The organism is Erythrobacter litoralis HTCC2594, from assembly GCF_000013005.1.
Lineage (GTDB): Bacteria > Pseudomonadota > Alphaproteobacteria > Sphingomonadales > Sphingomonadaceae > Parerythrobacter > Parerythrobacter litoralis_A.
This window is the reverse complement of the sequence record NC_007722.1, coordinates 2,100,955-2,115,740: the sequence shown is the minus strand read 5'-3', so window position 1 is coordinate 2,115,740 and position 14,786 is coordinate 2,100,955. Positions and strand designations below refer to the sequence as shown.

14 protein-coding genes are annotated in these 14,786 nt (G+C 63.6%); 2 read left to right on the top strand and 12 right to left on the bottom strand.

Annotated elements, in window-relative coordinates; translation table 11 throughout:
• Positions 1-28: 28 nt before the first annotated feature.
• From EL2594_RS15365 to EL2594_RS10275, 5 genes are all read right to left on the bottom strand, one after another.
• On the bottom strand, positions 29-448 hold the full coding sequence (locus EL2594_RS15365; RefSeq protein ID WP_155806036.1) for a hypothetical protein: 420 nt from the start codon (positions 446-448) through the stop codon (positions 29-31).
• A 275-nt stretch (positions 449-723) separates the two neighbouring features.
• On the bottom strand, positions 724-1,764 hold the full coding sequence (locus EL2594_RS15520) for a hypothetical protein (protein ID WP_049762486.1): 1,041 nt from the start codon (positions 1,762-1,764) through the stop codon (positions 724-726).
• Positions 1,765-1,831: 67 nt separating this feature from the next.
• Positions 1,832-2,344 carry a rhodanese-like domain-containing protein gene (locus EL2594_RS10285; RefSeq protein WP_011415000.1) on the bottom strand — a complete coding sequence of 171 codons (513 nt, stop codon included), beginning with the start codon at positions 2,342-2,344 and terminating at the stop codon, positions 1,832-1,834.
• A 64-nt stretch (positions 2,345-2,408) separates the two neighbouring features.
• Complete coding sequence (gene acnA / locus EL2594_RS10280; protein ID WP_011414999.1) at positions 2,409-5,084, bottom strand: aconitate hydratase AcnA; 2,676 nt, start codon at positions 5,082-5,084, stop codon at positions 2,409-2,411.
• Positions 5,085-5,209: 125 nt separating this feature from the next.
• Positions 5,210-6,091 (bottom strand): DMT family transporter, encoded by an 882-nt coding sequence (locus tag EL2594_RS10275; RefSeq protein WP_011414998.1) that lies wholly within the window; start codon positions 6,089-6,091, stop codon positions 5,210-5,212.
• Positions 6,092-6,246: 155 nt separating this feature from the next.
• Here EL2594_RS10275 and EL2594_RS10270 point away from each other — a divergent pair, with 155 nt between their 5' ends.
• Positions 6,247-7,668: a L,D-transpeptidase family protein gene (locus EL2594_RS10270; protein WP_011414997.1), complete on the top strand. Its 1,422-nt coding sequence runs from the start codon at positions 6,247-6,249 to the stop codon at positions 7,666-7,668.
• Positions 7,669-7,674: 6 nt separating this feature from the next.
• Here EL2594_RS10270 and EL2594_RS10265 read toward each other — a convergent pair whose 3' ends face one another.
• Genes EL2594_RS10265 through ispG form a run of 5 tightly spaced genes read right to left on the bottom strand, consistent with a single transcriptional unit; the run spans position 7,675 to position 12,509 of the window.
• Positions 7,675-8,388, bottom strand: coding sequence for a murein L,D-transpeptidase catalytic domain-containing protein (locus tag EL2594_RS10265; RefSeq protein ID WP_011414996.1), 714 nt, complete (start codon positions 8,386-8,388; stop codon positions 7,675-7,677).
• A 58-nt stretch (positions 8,389-8,446) separates the two neighbouring features.
• Positions 8,447-9,901 (bottom strand): NAD(P)-binding protein, encoded by a 1,455-nt coding sequence (locus EL2594_RS10260; RefSeq protein ID WP_011414995.1) that lies wholly within the window; start codon positions 9,899-9,901, stop codon positions 8,447-8,449.
• Positions 9,898-10,821 (bottom strand): histone deacetylase family protein, encoded by a 924-nt coding sequence (locus EL2594_RS10255; protein ID WP_011414994.1) that lies wholly within the window; start codon positions 10,819-10,821, stop codon positions 9,898-9,900. Before EL2594_RS10255 ends, EL2594_RS10260 begins: the two co-directional genes overlap by 4 nt.
• 33 nt (positions 10,822-10,854) lie before the next feature.
• On the bottom strand, positions 10,855-11,370 hold the full coding sequence (locus EL2594_RS10250) for a thioredoxin family protein (RefSeq protein WP_011414993.1): 516 nt from the start codon (positions 11,368-11,370) through the stop codon (positions 10,855-10,857).
• A complete protein-coding gene (gene ispG, locus EL2594_RS10245; protein WP_011414992.1) occupies positions 11,367-12,509 on the bottom strand; it encodes a flavodoxin-dependent (E)-4-hydroxy-3-methylbut-2-enyl-diphosphate synthase in 1,143 nt (380 codons plus the stop codon). Before ispG ends, EL2594_RS10250 begins: the two co-directional genes overlap by 4 nt.
• A 77-nt stretch (positions 12,510-12,586) precedes the next feature.
• On the opposite strand from ispG, the gene EL2594_RS10240 reads away from it, so the two are divergent.
• Positions 12,587-13,594 carry a CorA family divalent cation transporter gene (locus EL2594_RS10240; RefSeq protein WP_011414991.1) on the top strand — a complete coding sequence of 336 codons (1,008 nt, stop codon included), beginning with the start codon at positions 12,587-12,589 and terminating at the stop codon, positions 13,592-13,594.
• Between the two features lie 9 nt (positions 13,595-13,603).
• Here the strand turns inward: EL2594_RS10240 and EL2594_RS10235 are convergent, their stop codons facing one another.
• Both EL2594_RS10235 and EL2594_RS10230 read right to left on the bottom strand, forming a co-directional pair.
• The gene (locus EL2594_RS10235; protein WP_041685998.1) at positions 13,604-14,245 is read right to left on the bottom strand and encodes an NrsF family protein; all 642 of its coding nucleotides are present in this window, start codon (positions 14,243-14,245) and stop codon (positions 13,604-13,606) included.
• A gap of 2 nt (positions 14,246-14,247) precedes the next feature.
• Positions 14,248-14,778, bottom strand: a complete 531-nt coding sequence (locus EL2594_RS10230; RefSeq protein ID WP_011414989.1) for a sigma-70 family RNA polymerase sigma factor — start codon at positions 14,776-14,778, stop codon at positions 14,248-14,250.
• Positions 14,779-14,786 lie beyond the last annotated feature (8 nt).

Genomic DNA, 14,786 nt, shown 5'->3' with positions numbered 1-14,786 from the left:
ATGTCGCCACGCCATGTCGCTTTCATGGTTAACGCGATTGCCGCTTCAAGGGTGCGAATGTTCCAAGGGCAACACGGGGATACACCCACGCCGGACCCGCCGGATGTGAGGAAAGCCCCAGCAGGAACAGAAGAGTTTGCCCATGTCGGTAAAGATGGCCCTGGCGAAATTGTCCGCAACCGCTGCTGGCGGTGCGTTGCTTGCAGGGGGCGCGGTGCATGTCGCTGAACCCCAGGCTGCGAATGTGACCTACAAGTCCGCCAAATCGGTGAAGGCGCAGCCGGTCAAGTATATCAAGAAGCAGCGCGTCGTGAAAAGCGCGCCCAAGAAGATCAAGCGCAAGCGCCGGATCGTGAAGCAGGTCGTGGATTGCGTCCCGGCTTACGGAGCGGGAGCTGGCGCGGCTGCAGCCGGTGCGGCGACGCATGGCGGCGGTGCGATGGCGCATGGGGCCGGTCCTCACGGTGCCGGAGCGGCGGGCGCACACGGTGCTTATGGTGCCGGTGCGGCAGGAGCACATGGCGCTTACGGCGCAGGCGCAGATTATGCCGGGGCAGCGGGTGCCCGGGGCGGCTACGCAGGCGGCAGCTATGCCGGTGGCTCCTATGCTGGCGGATCTTACGCTGGCGGCGGCGCCTATGCGGGCGGTGCCTATCCCGGCGGTCCGGTCTATCCGGGCGTGGCGGGCGCCTCGCGTACGATCTATGCCGGTGGCGGCTCGAGCTATTGCGGCGGTGGAACCACCGTCGTCTCGGTCGCTCCTGCGGTGTTCCCGGTCGGCGGCGGCTTCGTCGGCGGTAGCGGCGGCGATGGCGGCGTGACCGTGATCGGCGGCAGCGGCGGCTTCGGCGGCTTCGGCGGCGGCTTCTTCGGGGGCTTCTTCGGCGGCGGCGGATCGAGCGGCGGCAGCGTCGCGATCACGTCGACTACCACTACTTCGGGCGGCGAAGTCGGCTCCAGCGGTATCGTCATCGACATCGACAACAGCAACCAGAACACCAGTGGCGGGTCTTCGACCTCGACCTCGACGGGCGGCGTAACGAGCACCACTGGCGGTTCATCGACTTCGACCGGTGGCGTGACAAGCACCACGGGTGGAGTCACCAGCACGACGGGGGGCGTCACAAGCACGTCCAGTTCGGGCAATGTGGACGTCAGCAGCACGTCGGGCAATGTCAGCTCGAGCAGCGGCAACGTGTCCTCAAGTTCGGGTAACGTGTCGTCGAGCTCGGGCAATGTCTCTTCGAGCTCTGGCAACGTGTCGTCGAGCTCGGGCAATGTCTCTTCGAGCTCTGGCAACGTGTCGACGAGCAGCGGCAACGTCACCAGCTCGTCGTCGAGCAGCAGTTCGAGCTCATCGTCATCCTCCAGCTCCTCAAGCTCCAGCTCGTCGAGCTCGGGTGGAGGAACGAGCGGAATGAGTTCGAATGGCGGCACCAGCGGCCACCCGGGCACTACGACCGGTGGGTCGTCGGGCGGAAGCTCATCTTCGAGCAGCTCATCGAGTTCCTCGTCTAGCTCCAGCTCGTCGAGCGGCGGCATTTCGACCTCTGGATCGACCTCGGGCAACATGACCAGCTCGACCGGTTCGTCCTCTTCGAGCAGCAGCTCCAGCTCCTCGTCGAGCAGCAGTTCGAGTTCGTCTTCGTCGTCGGGTTCGACCGGCGGCACCAGCAGCGGCACGCCGGTTCCGGCCCCGCCGATGACGATCCTGTTCGGCCTTGGCGCGGCAGCGATCTTCGGTCGCCGCAAGTGGATGATCAAGAAGGCAGCCTGACAAGACTGCCGTTCCAAAGCAGGGGCGCGATTCCATCGGGATCGCGCCCCCTTTTTATGTTTGGCTGGAAGACGTGACCCACTCGACCTCGGCGATCTTCACCACATCGGCCAGCTCCCAGATATTGGTGTAGCCATAGCCGTAGAGGTTGATGAAGGTCGGGATGTTGAGCGCAAGCGGTGCGCGCTTCGTCGCGACGGGTGCAACACCGTCGGAAAAGTTGTTGTTGCAATAGATCAGGATGGGCCTGGAGGTATTTGCACCGAGAACCTTGGCAAGCTTCTCTTCGGTGAAGTCAGAGAACGGCAAGTTGATCGCGCCTTTCAGATGACCTTGGCTGAAGGCCTCCGCACTGCGCGTATCGAGAATGATGGCCCCCTCATCGCCTGCCTTGCCCATAAAATCGTCGAGCGATACGCGCCGCGTCTCGCGATAGGGAGCCACCTCCAGCGTCAATTGCATGAAGCCGGAGTAATCGATCTGCGGGTTGACAGGCGCGCCTTGCGCGAATGCCGGTGTCGCGCCGAGAATGGCAATGGCCATCGCGGTGACGATGAGACTGCGCATCGGTCCTCTCCTCTCCTGCACTATTGTGCGCAGGAGAGGATGGATCGTGCGTTAACGGTGTCGGTCAGGCAGTCGCTAGGTTGCGGATCACGTATTGAAGGATACCGCCATTGCGGAAATATTCCAGTTCGTTTTCGGTATCGATCCGCGACTGGGCGGTGAATTCGGCCGTCGATCCGTCTGCGTGGGTCACTTCGACCGTCACGTCCTGACCCGGCGTCATGTCGGCGAGACCCTTGATCGTGAACGTATCCGCGCCGTCGAGGCCAAGCGTCTCGCGCGTATCGCCATCCTTGAACTGCAGCGGAAGCACGCCCATGCCGATCAGGTTGGAGCGGTGGATGCGCTCGTAGCTTTCCACGATCACGGCGCGCACACCGAGCAGGATGGTGCCCTTGGCGGCCCAGTCGCGGCTGGAGCCGGTGCCGTATTCCTTGCCGCCGATGACGACCAGCGGGGTGCCGTCTTCCTTGTGCTTCATCGCCGCATCGTAGATCGGCATCTGCTCGCCGTTATAGACGGTGTAGCCGCCCTCGACGCCCGGAACCATTTCGTTCTTGATGCGGATATTGGCGAAGGTGCCGCGCATCATGACCTCGTGGTTGCCGCGGCGCGAGCCATAGGAATTGAAGTCCTGCTTCGCGACCTGGTGGCTCTTCAGATACTCACCGGCGGGCGAGTCTTCCTTGATCGAACCCGCGGGCGAGATGTGATCGGTTGTGACGGAGTCGCCGAGGATCGCCAGCGGTTTGGCATCGGTGATGTCCTGCACCGGCGCGGGCGTCATTTCCATGCCATCGAAGAAGGGCGGGCTGGCGACATAAGTGCTGCCCGGCTGCCACTGATAGGTGTCGGAGGCCTCGACCTTGATCGCCTGCCAGTGCTCGTCGCCCTTGTAGACGTCGGCATAGCGCTTTTCGAACATTTCGCGGTCGATATTGGCGACGCGATGCTCGTAGATTTCCTGGTTGCTCGGCCACAGGTCGGCGAGCATCACGTCGTTGCCGTCCTGGTCCTGCCCGATCGGGGTGGTGGTGATGTCCTCGGTAACGGTGCCCTTCAGCGCATAGGCCACCACCAGCGGCGGCGAAGCGAGGAAGTTGGCGCGCACGTCGGGCGAGACGCGCCCTTCGAAATTGCGGTTGCCGGAGAGGACGGAGGCAGCAACGATGTCGTTCCCGTTGATCGCCTTGCTGATCGGCGGGGCGAGCGGCCCGCTATTGCCGATGCAGGTGGTGCAGCCATAGCCGACCAGATCGAAGCCGAGATCGTCGAGATCGTCCTGCAGGCCGGATTTCTCGAGATAGTCGGTGACGACTTGAGAACCCGGCGCGAGCGAGGTCTTGACCCATGGCTTGGGTCTGAGACCTTTTTCATTGGCTTTCTTCGCGACCAGTCCTGCGGCGATGAGTACGTCAGGGTTGGAGGTGTTGGTGCAACTGGTGATAGCCGCGATCACAACGTCGCCGTCACCGATGTCGTGGTCCTTTCCATCGACATCGACGCGGACCGCGCCTTCCTTGTTGTAGACCGACTTCAGTTCGCCGTTGAACAGCTCGTCCACCTCGGGGAGGATGACCTTGTCCTGCGGACGCTTGGGCCCGGCGAGGCTGGGGACGACAGCGGCGAGATCGAGTTCGAGTGTCTTGGTGAAGACCGGCTCGTTGTCGGGCTCGAACCACATGCCCTGCTCTTTCGAATAGGCTTCGACGAGCGCGATCGCTTCCTCGCTGCGACCGGTCAGGCGCAGATATTCGATGGTCTTGTCGTCGACGCCGAAGAAGCCGCAGGTCGCGCCATATTCGGGGGCCATGTTGGCGATGGTGGCACGGTCGGCAAGCGAGAGGTGCGAGACGCCTTCGCCGTAGAATTCGACGAAGCGCCCGACCACGCCGACTTCGCGCAGCATCTGGACGCAGGTCAGCACGAGGTCGGTGGCGGTCACGCCTTCGGCCATCTTGCCGGTCAGCTTGAAGCCCACGACTTCGGGGATCAGCATGGAGATCGGCTGGCCCAGCATCGCCGCCTCGGCTTCGATCCCGCCGACGCCCCAGCCCAGCACGCCCAGGCCATTGATCATGGTGGTGTGGCTGTCGGTGCCGACGCAGGTGTCGGGATAGGCGGTCAAATTGCCGTCCTGGTCCTCGCTCGACCACACCCCGCGGCCGATATGTTCGAGGTTGACCTGGTGGCAGATGCCGGTGCCCGGAGGCACGGCGGAGAAATTCTCGAAGCTCTTCGATCCCCATTTGAGGAAGTCGTAACGCTCGGCATTGCGGGCGTATTCGAGCTCCATATTCGCTTCCATCGCCTTGGGGTGCCCGAATTCGTCGACCATGACGGAGTGATCGATCACGAGGTTGACCGGCACCTGCGGATTGATCTTGGCGGTATCGCCGCCGAGCGCCTTGATTGCATCGCGCATGGCGGCAAGGTCGACCACGCAGGGCACGCCGGTAAAGTCCTGAAGAAGGACGCGGGCCGGGCGATACTGGATCTCGCTGCCGGTGACCGGATTGTTCTGCCAGTCGGCAATCGCCTGGATATCGTCGGTCGAGACGGTGAACCCACCGTCTTCGAAGCGCAGCATGTTTTCCAGCAGGACCTTCATGCTGAAGGGCAGCTTCGAAACGCCACCGATTTTTTCCGCCGCCTTGGCGAAGGAATAATAGGCGTAGTCCTTGCCACCGACCTTGAGAGTGCTGCGCGTGCCGAGCGTGTCCTTACCGACCTGGGTCATCCGGGGGTCCTTTCATCGAGCTTTTGAAAAGGCGGCGCGAGGCTGCGCGCTTCGCCCTTGAATTTCCTCGCGCACCTGCGCTTTTGCGCGGCTCAGGTCAAGGGGCGGACCATGCGAATATGGCCTCAGATTGCCGCCTGTTCGGTCGGCGCGCGCGCCGCGATCCAGCACCCGGCGACGATCAGCAGCGTGCCCGCAACGGTCGGCAATGTCACTTGCTCGGCGAAGAACAGCCAGCCGAACAGAGCCGCCCACAGGAATCCGGAATATTCGATCGGCACGAGCGCCTGCGCTTCGGCGCGGGCATAGGCCCAGGCGAGGGCCATGGCCGCCGTAACCGTCAGAAGCGCCGCCCAGCCGATGTCGGCCAGCACTTCGGTTCCAGGCAGAATGAGAAACCAGGGTGCGGCCAATCCCAGCACGACGGCGGAAACACCGCTATGGAAACTGGCAATTTCCAGCGGTTTAGCCAGCTGCGATTGCTGGCGGATGATGATGAAGTTCCAGGCATAGAGCATGGCCGAGAACAGCAATGCGCCGAGGCCGAGCCACATGTCTTCGCTTGCCTGCTCACGCCCGATCTTGCCGCCGACGATCACCAGCGTGCCCGCAAATCCCAGCACCGACGCAAAGATCGCCTTGCGCCTGATCTGCTCGCCCAGCAGGATCGCGGCGAGGTACAGTGCGATCAGCGGGGCGACGAAGGAAATCGCGATCGCCTCCGCAATCGGCAGCTTGGTCAGCGCATAGAAAAAGCTCAGCGCCATAATGCCCGAGACTGTGCCGCGGAGCAGGTGAAACTTGAGGACGAAGTTGGACGGCCATTTCCCACCGGCAATCAACCAGATGGGCGCAATGAGCGCCGTTCCCATGACCGCTCTCAGCACCGCCGCGCTGTAGGCCCCCGCCGCCAGCGACGCGCTCTTCATGAAGGCGTCCATCAGCGACAGCATGCCGACGCCCGCGAACGTCAACAGAAACGGCAGCAGCGGATGGTCGCGGTCCATCACTGCGCTCTAGTGCGGCGTGGCGACCGCGTCACGCCGCTCCTGCAATTCAGGCTGCGGAAAGCGTGTGTGCTTGATGCAGCATCGGTATTGCGGCAAAATCGCCGCTGGCCGCACCGGATATGGATGTGCGGCGACTTGGGTGGACTTGGACTATGCATGCGACTGCTTTGAAATCTCTCCTTTTGCTCGGCGCGGGCCTGGCCCTGCCGACGAGCCTCGGCGCACAGCAGGCCGAGCCCGAGAACCTTCTGCCGAGCACTCCGGCACAAGAACAGCCGGCGGAAGTCGGATCGCAGCCGCAGCAAGCGGGCGATCCCGAATACGATGCGCCTACGCAGGGATCTGTCGAAGAGGCCTTCGACGGCGAATTCCAGACGATCCAGCAGATCGATCCCGAGATGCAGAGCTGGACGGCGGCGCAGGCCGAGCAGCTGGCCGCATTGATCGAAGGGATCGGGGCCCACGGCCTCGACCCGCAGGATTACGACCTGCCCGGACTTCGCGCCGCGCTCGCGCAGGGTGAAGGCATCGCGCTGAGCGCGGAAGCCAGCAAGCGCTTCGTGTGGCTTGTCGAGGACATGCGCGATGGCCGCACGCCGATGGACGGCCGCAAGCAATGGTTCGTGATGGACCCGGATGCCGATCGGTATCGTTCCGGTACGGTGATGAAAGCGGCGCTCGAAAGCGGTGACCTCACCGCAGCGCTCGAAAGCGTAGCGCCGCTGCATCCCGACTATGCCGCGCTCAAGCAGGCTCTAGCCAAGGCCGAGAAGGGGTCCGAACGTTTCAAACTGATCCGGGCCAATATGGATCGATGGCGCTGGCTCCCGCGCGATCTTGGCGGGCAGTACCTGATGACCAATGTGCCGGAATATCAGCTGCGTCTGACCGTCAACGACAAGATCGTGCGCACCTACAAGACGATCGTCGGCAAGCCGGGGCGCACGGCGACCCCGCAGCTTGCCGAAGTGGTGGAGGGCGTGATCCTCAATCCGACCTGGACGGTACCGCAAAGCATCGTGAAGGGTGAAGGGCTGGGCGCGAAAGTGCTCAACAATCCCGGCTGGGCGCGGGCCAAGGGCTACAAGGCGACCAAGGGTGCCAATGGCTGGGTCACCGTGGTCCAGCAGCCCGGGCCGACCAATTCGCTCGGCCGGATGAAGCTCGACATGCCGAACAGGCACGCGATCTTCCTGCACGACACGCCGAGCCGCAATTTGTTCGGCACCAGCAACCGGGCGCTCAGCCACGGCTGCATCCGCACCGAGCGGGCGACCGAACTGGCGCTGACGCTCTCGATCCTTCAGGCGGGCCTGACGGCGGACGAGGGCGTGGAACTGCTCAACAGCGGTGAATATACGCGGGTCGGGTTCGAGAAGAAGATGCCGGTCTATATCACCTATTTCACCATGGCGACGGACATCGACGGCAAGCTCTCGACGTTCAAGGACCTTTACGGACGCGACGATGCGGTGAAGGCGGCGTTCGATGCGCCGCGCGTTGCCAATCGCAGCCGCGTGACCGACGAACAGGTGATCGTGATCGAAGACGACCCGCGCGTTTCCGCGCCTTAGTACGCGCTAGTAGACGCCGGGATTGAGGCGATCCTCGCCGGTCGCGCGCTCCGGCGTGAGCAGTTCCAGATCCTTTGGCGGTTCGGGCTTCGTCACCGTGTTGCCGTCTTCCGCGAAACCAAGGCTGTCGGCGTAAAGCAGTCGCCCGCCCGACAGGTTGAGCAAGGCGATGCGGAATTGCTCCTCGCCCATGGCGAAGCAGCCGTTGGAGCGACCGAGGCGCCCCCAGCGTTCGATATGCTCGGGCTCGGCATAGGACGCGCGGTGCATCACGATATACCGGCGCAGCGCGTTGTCGTTGGTCGGGTCGAGGCCGCCCAGGCGCACCGAGGTGCCGTAGCGGCCCTTGTACCATTCCCACGTGATGTAAGCGCCCTTGCTGGTAGCGTTGGAGCCTTCGACGTTGGAGTAGGAATTGAGCCAGCCATCGTGTTCCGGGTCCGAGCCGGTGCCGTGACTGACGAGGTAGCTCTTCACTTCCTGCCGGTCGAGATTGACGAAGTGGAAACGCGGCACGTCGGAACGTAGCCCGAAATCGGCGATCCCGACGATGTCCTTCTTCCAAATGACGTCGCCGGCCTTGTCGAGCTGCTCCTTGGCGAGCGCGAACAGCTTGCGTTCGCGCACAGTTCCGGCCGCGGGCTGCGCAAAGATGCGCGCCGGCATTGCGGCGAGTGCGCCGGTCGCGAGCGTGGTCTTCAGGAGGGTTCGGCGGTCCATGGTCGGCCTATACTACAATAATGCTGGCAACAGTGTGAATAGGGCTTGGTTCCGGCCGCTAGGTTTGCTCGTGGATCGCCTTGGCAGCCACACCAAGCTTTATCAGCGCTGGCATGCATTCCTGCGCAGCCTCGCGAAACTCCTGCAATTTGGCGAGCTTCGGGCTGTTCTCGGCCATCAGTTTCGCAATCGTTCCGCTGGCGACATCGAGCCGCGACGTCGCGAGGAACTTCATCACGTCGGGATTTTGCGACCATGCCCCGCGGTTCATGAAGTTGACCATCTGGCTCGCCGGGAAGGTTGTGGGGGTATCGGTCAGCGGGCCCGGCGCGCCCATCAGGTTCTTCGTGTCGTCGTCGTCGAAATGAACCTCGAAGAATGCCGTCAGTGCGGCGCTCAGCGTGACCAGCGGCACGAAGATCGGCTGCAGCACGATGGTGTCGCCGCGGAACTGCGGCCCGGTGTTCTTGCGCTGCTCGAACGGCACGGCCGAGGCGGTGCAGTCGATGAAGAGCGTGTTCTCGGGCACTTCGACGCTAGCGTCGCCGAATGATATCGTGCCCGGTGCGATCCTTGTGACGCGTCCCTTGCGGATCACGTTGGTGATCTGCCGCAGGATATCGATCTCGCCCTGGCTGATTGTGGCGAAGTGCATCATTTCCGGCTCGATGCTCTCGTCGATACGCAGGTAATAGCCATCTTCGCCCATGATCCGCATCAGGTCCGGACCGTCCGTGGCCTTCGTCGCGGCACGCAGCATGGCGATCTGCATGTCCATCGCATCTTCGATGAACTGCTCGCCGGGCTGGGTATATTTCCGGTTCCACAGCCAGCTTTCGCGCGGGCGGACCCAGCTGATGGCATCGGGCTTCACGCCGGCTTCGATCAGCCAGACGCCGGTATCCATCGCCGTCTTGCCCGCGCCGAGGATGACGTAGTGTTCTGGCAGGTCGGCACCGCGCTTCCAGAGCTTCGGCAGGTCGCCGGGCGGGACGACCTCGACGCCGTCGGCCTCGCTGAAATTGCGCCTGTGGGTCGACGGCACCGAGGTCTGGTAGAAGGTCGCATCGACCAGTTTCCTGCGGATCCCGACCCGGGTTTCCTCGCCGTTGAGGATCGAGACGATCGTCGCCACGCCGTCCTCGTCCGTGCCCTGATACTCGCTCAGGCGGTGGTAGGCGACGCGTCCCGTCGGCAGCAGCCTGGTGTTCATCACCGCTTCGAAATAGGCCAGCACCTCGGTCCCGCTGGCGAGCGCGAACAGGCCCTTGTTGGGCCCATGTTCGTCGATCCGCTCGTTCGGGAATTCCATCGAATTGACGCCATAGGTCGCACTCGGCTGGTGCAGGGCCACAAAGCTGTAGGCGTCGTTCCAGTGCCCGCCTGGCTTGGCGTGCTTGTCCACGAAAGTGACATGGCAATCCGGATCGAGCGCGATCAGGCTGTCGGCAAAGGCGAGGCCGACCGCACCCGCGCCGACGATCAAATAATCCGTTTCCATTTGCTCGCTCATGACGCTGTCTCCTGCGATTGCGATCTCGCCCTAGCAGTCTGCGGCCGTGGATGCTTGCGGTTTTCCGCCGCCATGGCGAGCATCGACCGGGCATGGCGCGCGCCGACCTCGCGCTGGTCCTCGCCATAGCCACCGCCAAGCGCGCTGGCGATGGGCAGACCACGCCGGCGCACCTCACGCACGACAAAACGATCACGTTCGTCCAGGCCTTCGCTGGTGAGATTGAGGCGACCGAGCTTGTCGTCCTCGTGCGGATCGACCCCGGCCTGGTAGAGCACGATATCGGGCGCGACATCATCCAGCAGCCGAGGCAGGTGCTCGGCCAGCGTCTCCAGATACGCCACATCCTCCATCCCGTCCGGCAATGCCACGTCATGGTTCGAGCGGGCCTTGCGGACGGGGAAGTTCTTTTCCGCATGCATGGAGAAGGTGACGATATCGTCGCGCAAGGCGGTGAGGCTGGCGGTGCCATCGCCCTGGTGGACGTCGAGATCGACGACCAGCACGCGCTTCGCATCGCCCTCGGCGATCAGGCGGTTGGCGGCAACGGCGAGATCGTTGAACACGCAGTAACCCGCCCCGGTATCGAACAGCGCATGATGGCTTCCCGCCGCGCTGTTGGCGGCATAGCCGTGCTCCATCGCCAGCTGCGCTGCCAGCCAGGTACCGCCATTGGTGTGGCGCACACGGCTGGCGATATGCGCGGTGACGGGAAACCCGATCCGCCGCTCCTTTTCGCGGGGCACGCTGGCGGTGAAGACTTGCTCGACATATTCCGGGCAATGCACTGCCTCCAGCCATTGGCGCGGCATCGGCTCGGGCGCGTGTTCGGTGATCGGCTCGCCGCTCGCCCGCAGCGCTTCCATAACGAGGAAATATTTGTCGAACTTGAAGGTGCCGCGTTCGGGGCGCGGCGCCATGTAATCTGCGTGGTGGACGACGTGGAGCAGGGCTTACTCCGTCGCGATCTCGGTCGTGGCGAGCATCGCCAGCTCGTCGTAGATCTCGTCCTCGCTGCGGCTAGCAGTGTTGCGCCAGCTTTGCGCGGTGTCGCGGTTGAGCAGGGTCCCGTCGGGGGTTACGACCAGTATCATCGGCGTGCCCGTCTGCTCTTCTATCCGGAAGCGCCGCATGATGTGGGCGTTATGGCCGTCGCCCGATTGCGGCATGCCGACATTGACGAAGACGAGCTCGAACCTATCGCGGATCAACCCGCCGATGCGGTCAGTCTCGGTCCAACCCGCAAAGGCCCGACTGTCATGGCACCAGTTGGCACCGAGTACGATCAGGACATTGACCTGTCGCTCGGCCGCGCGCGCCATGGCGACATTGACTGCGTCGGTCGCATCGATCGAAGCATCGTAGAGCCGTGCTTCGGGATGATCCGAGGTGTCGCCCTCTTCCGCCGAAACCGTGACTGAGACGGATGTCAGCGCCAGCGCCGCCGCGAAAATCGCTCCGCGCTTCACTCGGCAGCTTCGGCTTGATGCGGATCGAAAGCGATATCATCGCCGGCCTCGATCCTGGCGGCTTTCTCCTCGACCAGCTTGACGATGTGGTCGAGCATATCGGTGTCCTCGACATGATGGTCGGTCACGCCGGAGAGGTAAACCATGTGCTTGCCCTTGCCGCCGCCGGTGATGCCGATATCGGTCTCGCGCGCTTCGCCGGGGCCGTTGACGACGCAGCCGAGGACGGAGAGGCTCATCGGCGTCTTGATGTGTTCGAGCCGCTTTTCCAGCGCTTCGACCGTGCGGATCACATCGAACCCTTGGCGCGAACAGCTGGGGCAGGAGACGACGCGCACGCCGCGCGTCCGCAGGCCGAGCGCCTTGAGCATTTCGTAGCCGACCTTCACTTCCTGCTCCGGCTCGGCGCTGAGCGACACGCGTATCGTGTCGCCGATCCCGGCCCACAGCAGCGAGCCCATGCCGATGGAAGATTTGACCGTACCACCGATCAGTCCGCCAGCCTCGGTGATGCCCAAGTGCAAAGGGCAGTCCACGGCCTCGGCCAGCCCATGGTAGGCGGCGACCGCGAGAAACACGTCGGAGGCCTTCACCGCCACTTTGTATTCGTGAAAATCGTGGTCCTGCAGCAGCTTGATATGGTCGAGCGCGCTTTCGATGAGCGCCTCGGGGCAGGGCTCGCCGTATTTCTCCAGCAGGTCTTTCTCGAGGCTGCCCGCATTTACGCCGATGCGTATCGCGCAGCCATTGGCTTTCGCGGCCCGAACGACTTCGGCCACGCGCTCGCTGCTGCCGATATTGCCGGGGTTGATGCGGAGGCAGGCAGCACCGGCATCGGCGGCTTCGAGCGCGCGCTTGTAGTGGAAATGGATGTCGGCGACGATCGGTACGCGCGCCGCCTTGGTGATCTTGCCGAACGCCTGGCTGGCCTCGACCGTCGGCACAGAAACGCGAATGATGTCCGCGCCGGCATCCTCGCAGCGGCGGATCTGGTCGATGGTGGCGACGGCGTCTTCGGTCGGCGTGTTGGTCATGGTCTGCACCGTGATCGGCGCGCCGCCGCCCACGGGCACATCGCCGACCATGATCTGGCGGCACTCGCGACGCTCGATATCGCGCCAAGGTCTTACGGAGGACATGCGCCATCCTATAGGGACGAACTGCGACAGGTTAAAGGCGCTTGCGCATGCTCGCAATTGCGCGTTGAAAGGGTGCGATGCCTGAAAAACGCCTTGCCGACGATGAAGCCACGACGACCCCGCTGCTGTTCGCCCGCGTCCTCGATGGAAAGGGTGGTGGCCGGGCGATAGACTGGGACGGGGTGCAGGATTGGCAGCCAGCCGAGGATGGCGAAGTGCTCTGGATGCACCTCTGCCGCAACAAGCGGGGTGTCTACGAATGGCTACAGAAGCGGATGGCGATTCCCGAGCCGACCGCCGAATTGCTCACCAGCGATGCCACCCGGCCGCGCGCCTTTCGCGAAGGCAATACGCTGGTCGCGACCCTGCGCGGGATCAACTTCAATCCCGGCGCGGAGCCGGAGGACATGGTCTCGATGCAGGTCTGGAGCGATGGCAGACACCTGATCACGCTGCGCAAGGACCCGCTTCAGACCCCGCGCGACACACTTGCGCGGATCGACCGCGGGCGCGGGCCGGGCGATGCGGGCGCCCTTATCACGTCGCTGACGGAACACATGATCACCCGCATGAACCAGTCGATCGTCGACATGAATGCCCATATCGACGAGTGCGAGGAGGCCGATCTGGACGAGGAAGCGGAGGAAACGCTCGAGCATATCGCGCAGATCCGCCGCAACTGCCTCGCGCTCAAACGCCATATGGGTCCGCAGCACGTGGCGCTGGAATCGATCAGCCGCGATGCGCCGGCCTGGTTCGAGGATCACGACAGGCGCGAAATCGCCGAAACGATCGACCGCTTGCGCCGCTATCTCGACGATATCGATGTCAGCAAGGAAAGCGCGGTGGTGCTGATGGACGAATTGCGCGCCCGCGCGCTCGCCCGGTCGGACCGTACCAATTACGTGCTGACCATAGTCGCCGCGATCTTTCTGCCGCTCGGCTTCCTGACCGGCCTGCTCGGCATCAATGTCGGCGGTATGCCGGGGGTACAAGATGGCGACGCCTTCTGGATCGTGGTCTCCCTGTGCGGAGCGATCCTGACTTTGCAGGTGTTCTTCTTCTGGAAATGGAAGTGGCTGTGACCGCCCGCCTCACCACCGGATGAGGGGGGGCAAAACAGTGCGGCCGATCAGTCCGGCGATGGCGACGGGGAGGACATGCCACAGGCCGAGATGGGCGACGCCGTCGATCGGGCAGGAAAGGCCGTAGGCAAAGCTGCCGATCGCGCCCGACGCGATCCCGGCGAAGAAGCCAGCGGTCTCGACAGACACCGGAGCCCCGCGCCGCAACCAATAGGTCAGTGCGACGAAAGTCAGCGCCGAAGCTCCCGTGGCGGCGGTGAGACAGTGCAGGCTGTAGGGATCGACCAGCGCCGCCGGGCCGGAGCCCGCAGCGAAGACGGTTGCGACGGCGGTGAAGGGCAGGATCGCAACCATAGCCAGCGCCCATCTGGGTGCATCCTGGCGATTGCCGACCGAAGGACTGGCAAGCGCCACCGTAGCGGTCACGGCGGCGAGGCCAAGCACCAGCAGCAGGCCGTTGGTCACGAAGAAGAACGCCGAAGCCTCGCCATGCGCGATACCTTCCCACAGGTCTGCGGCGAGCCAGACGGCAAGCACGGTAATCGCGCCCGCCAGCGCGGCGAGCAGCAAACCGTCGCGCGCCTTCATGGCGCGCACGGGCTGCAGGTCTTCGGTCAGTTCTGCGATCAGTGCAGCATTGGGCCGGTTCATCTTCATTCTGCCTTTTCGATCAGGGTGCCGAGTTTCTTCAGCCCGCGATGGATGTTCACTTTGACCAGGCTCTCGCTCTGGCCGGATTTTGCGGAGGCTTCCTTGATGCTCAGACCTTCGATCTTGACCATCTCGATGACTTCCGCCTGTTTTTCGGGCAGCTTGACGAAGAGGCGCTCCAGGCTCAGCCGTGCGAGCACCGCTTCTTCGCTGCTTTCCTCGGGCGCGTCCCAGTCTTCCAACTGGTCGGCTTCCGTGCGGTAGACCTTGCGCAGATGGTCGACCCACCGATAGCGCGCGATCGCCGCCAGCCAGGGGAGGAATGCGCGGCTCGCATCCCAGGTGTCGCGCTTGTTGTGGACCGCCATCAGCACTTCCTGGACGAGATCGTCCTGCTGATGCGGCGGCACACGGCGCGAATAATAGCGCGACAGCCAATTGGCGGCTTCGTCCAGCAGCACAGTATAGGCGCGCTTGTCGCCTCCCTGTGATTGGCGCATCAGCTGCGCCAGTGTGGCCTCGTCCGCAATCATCTGCTTCG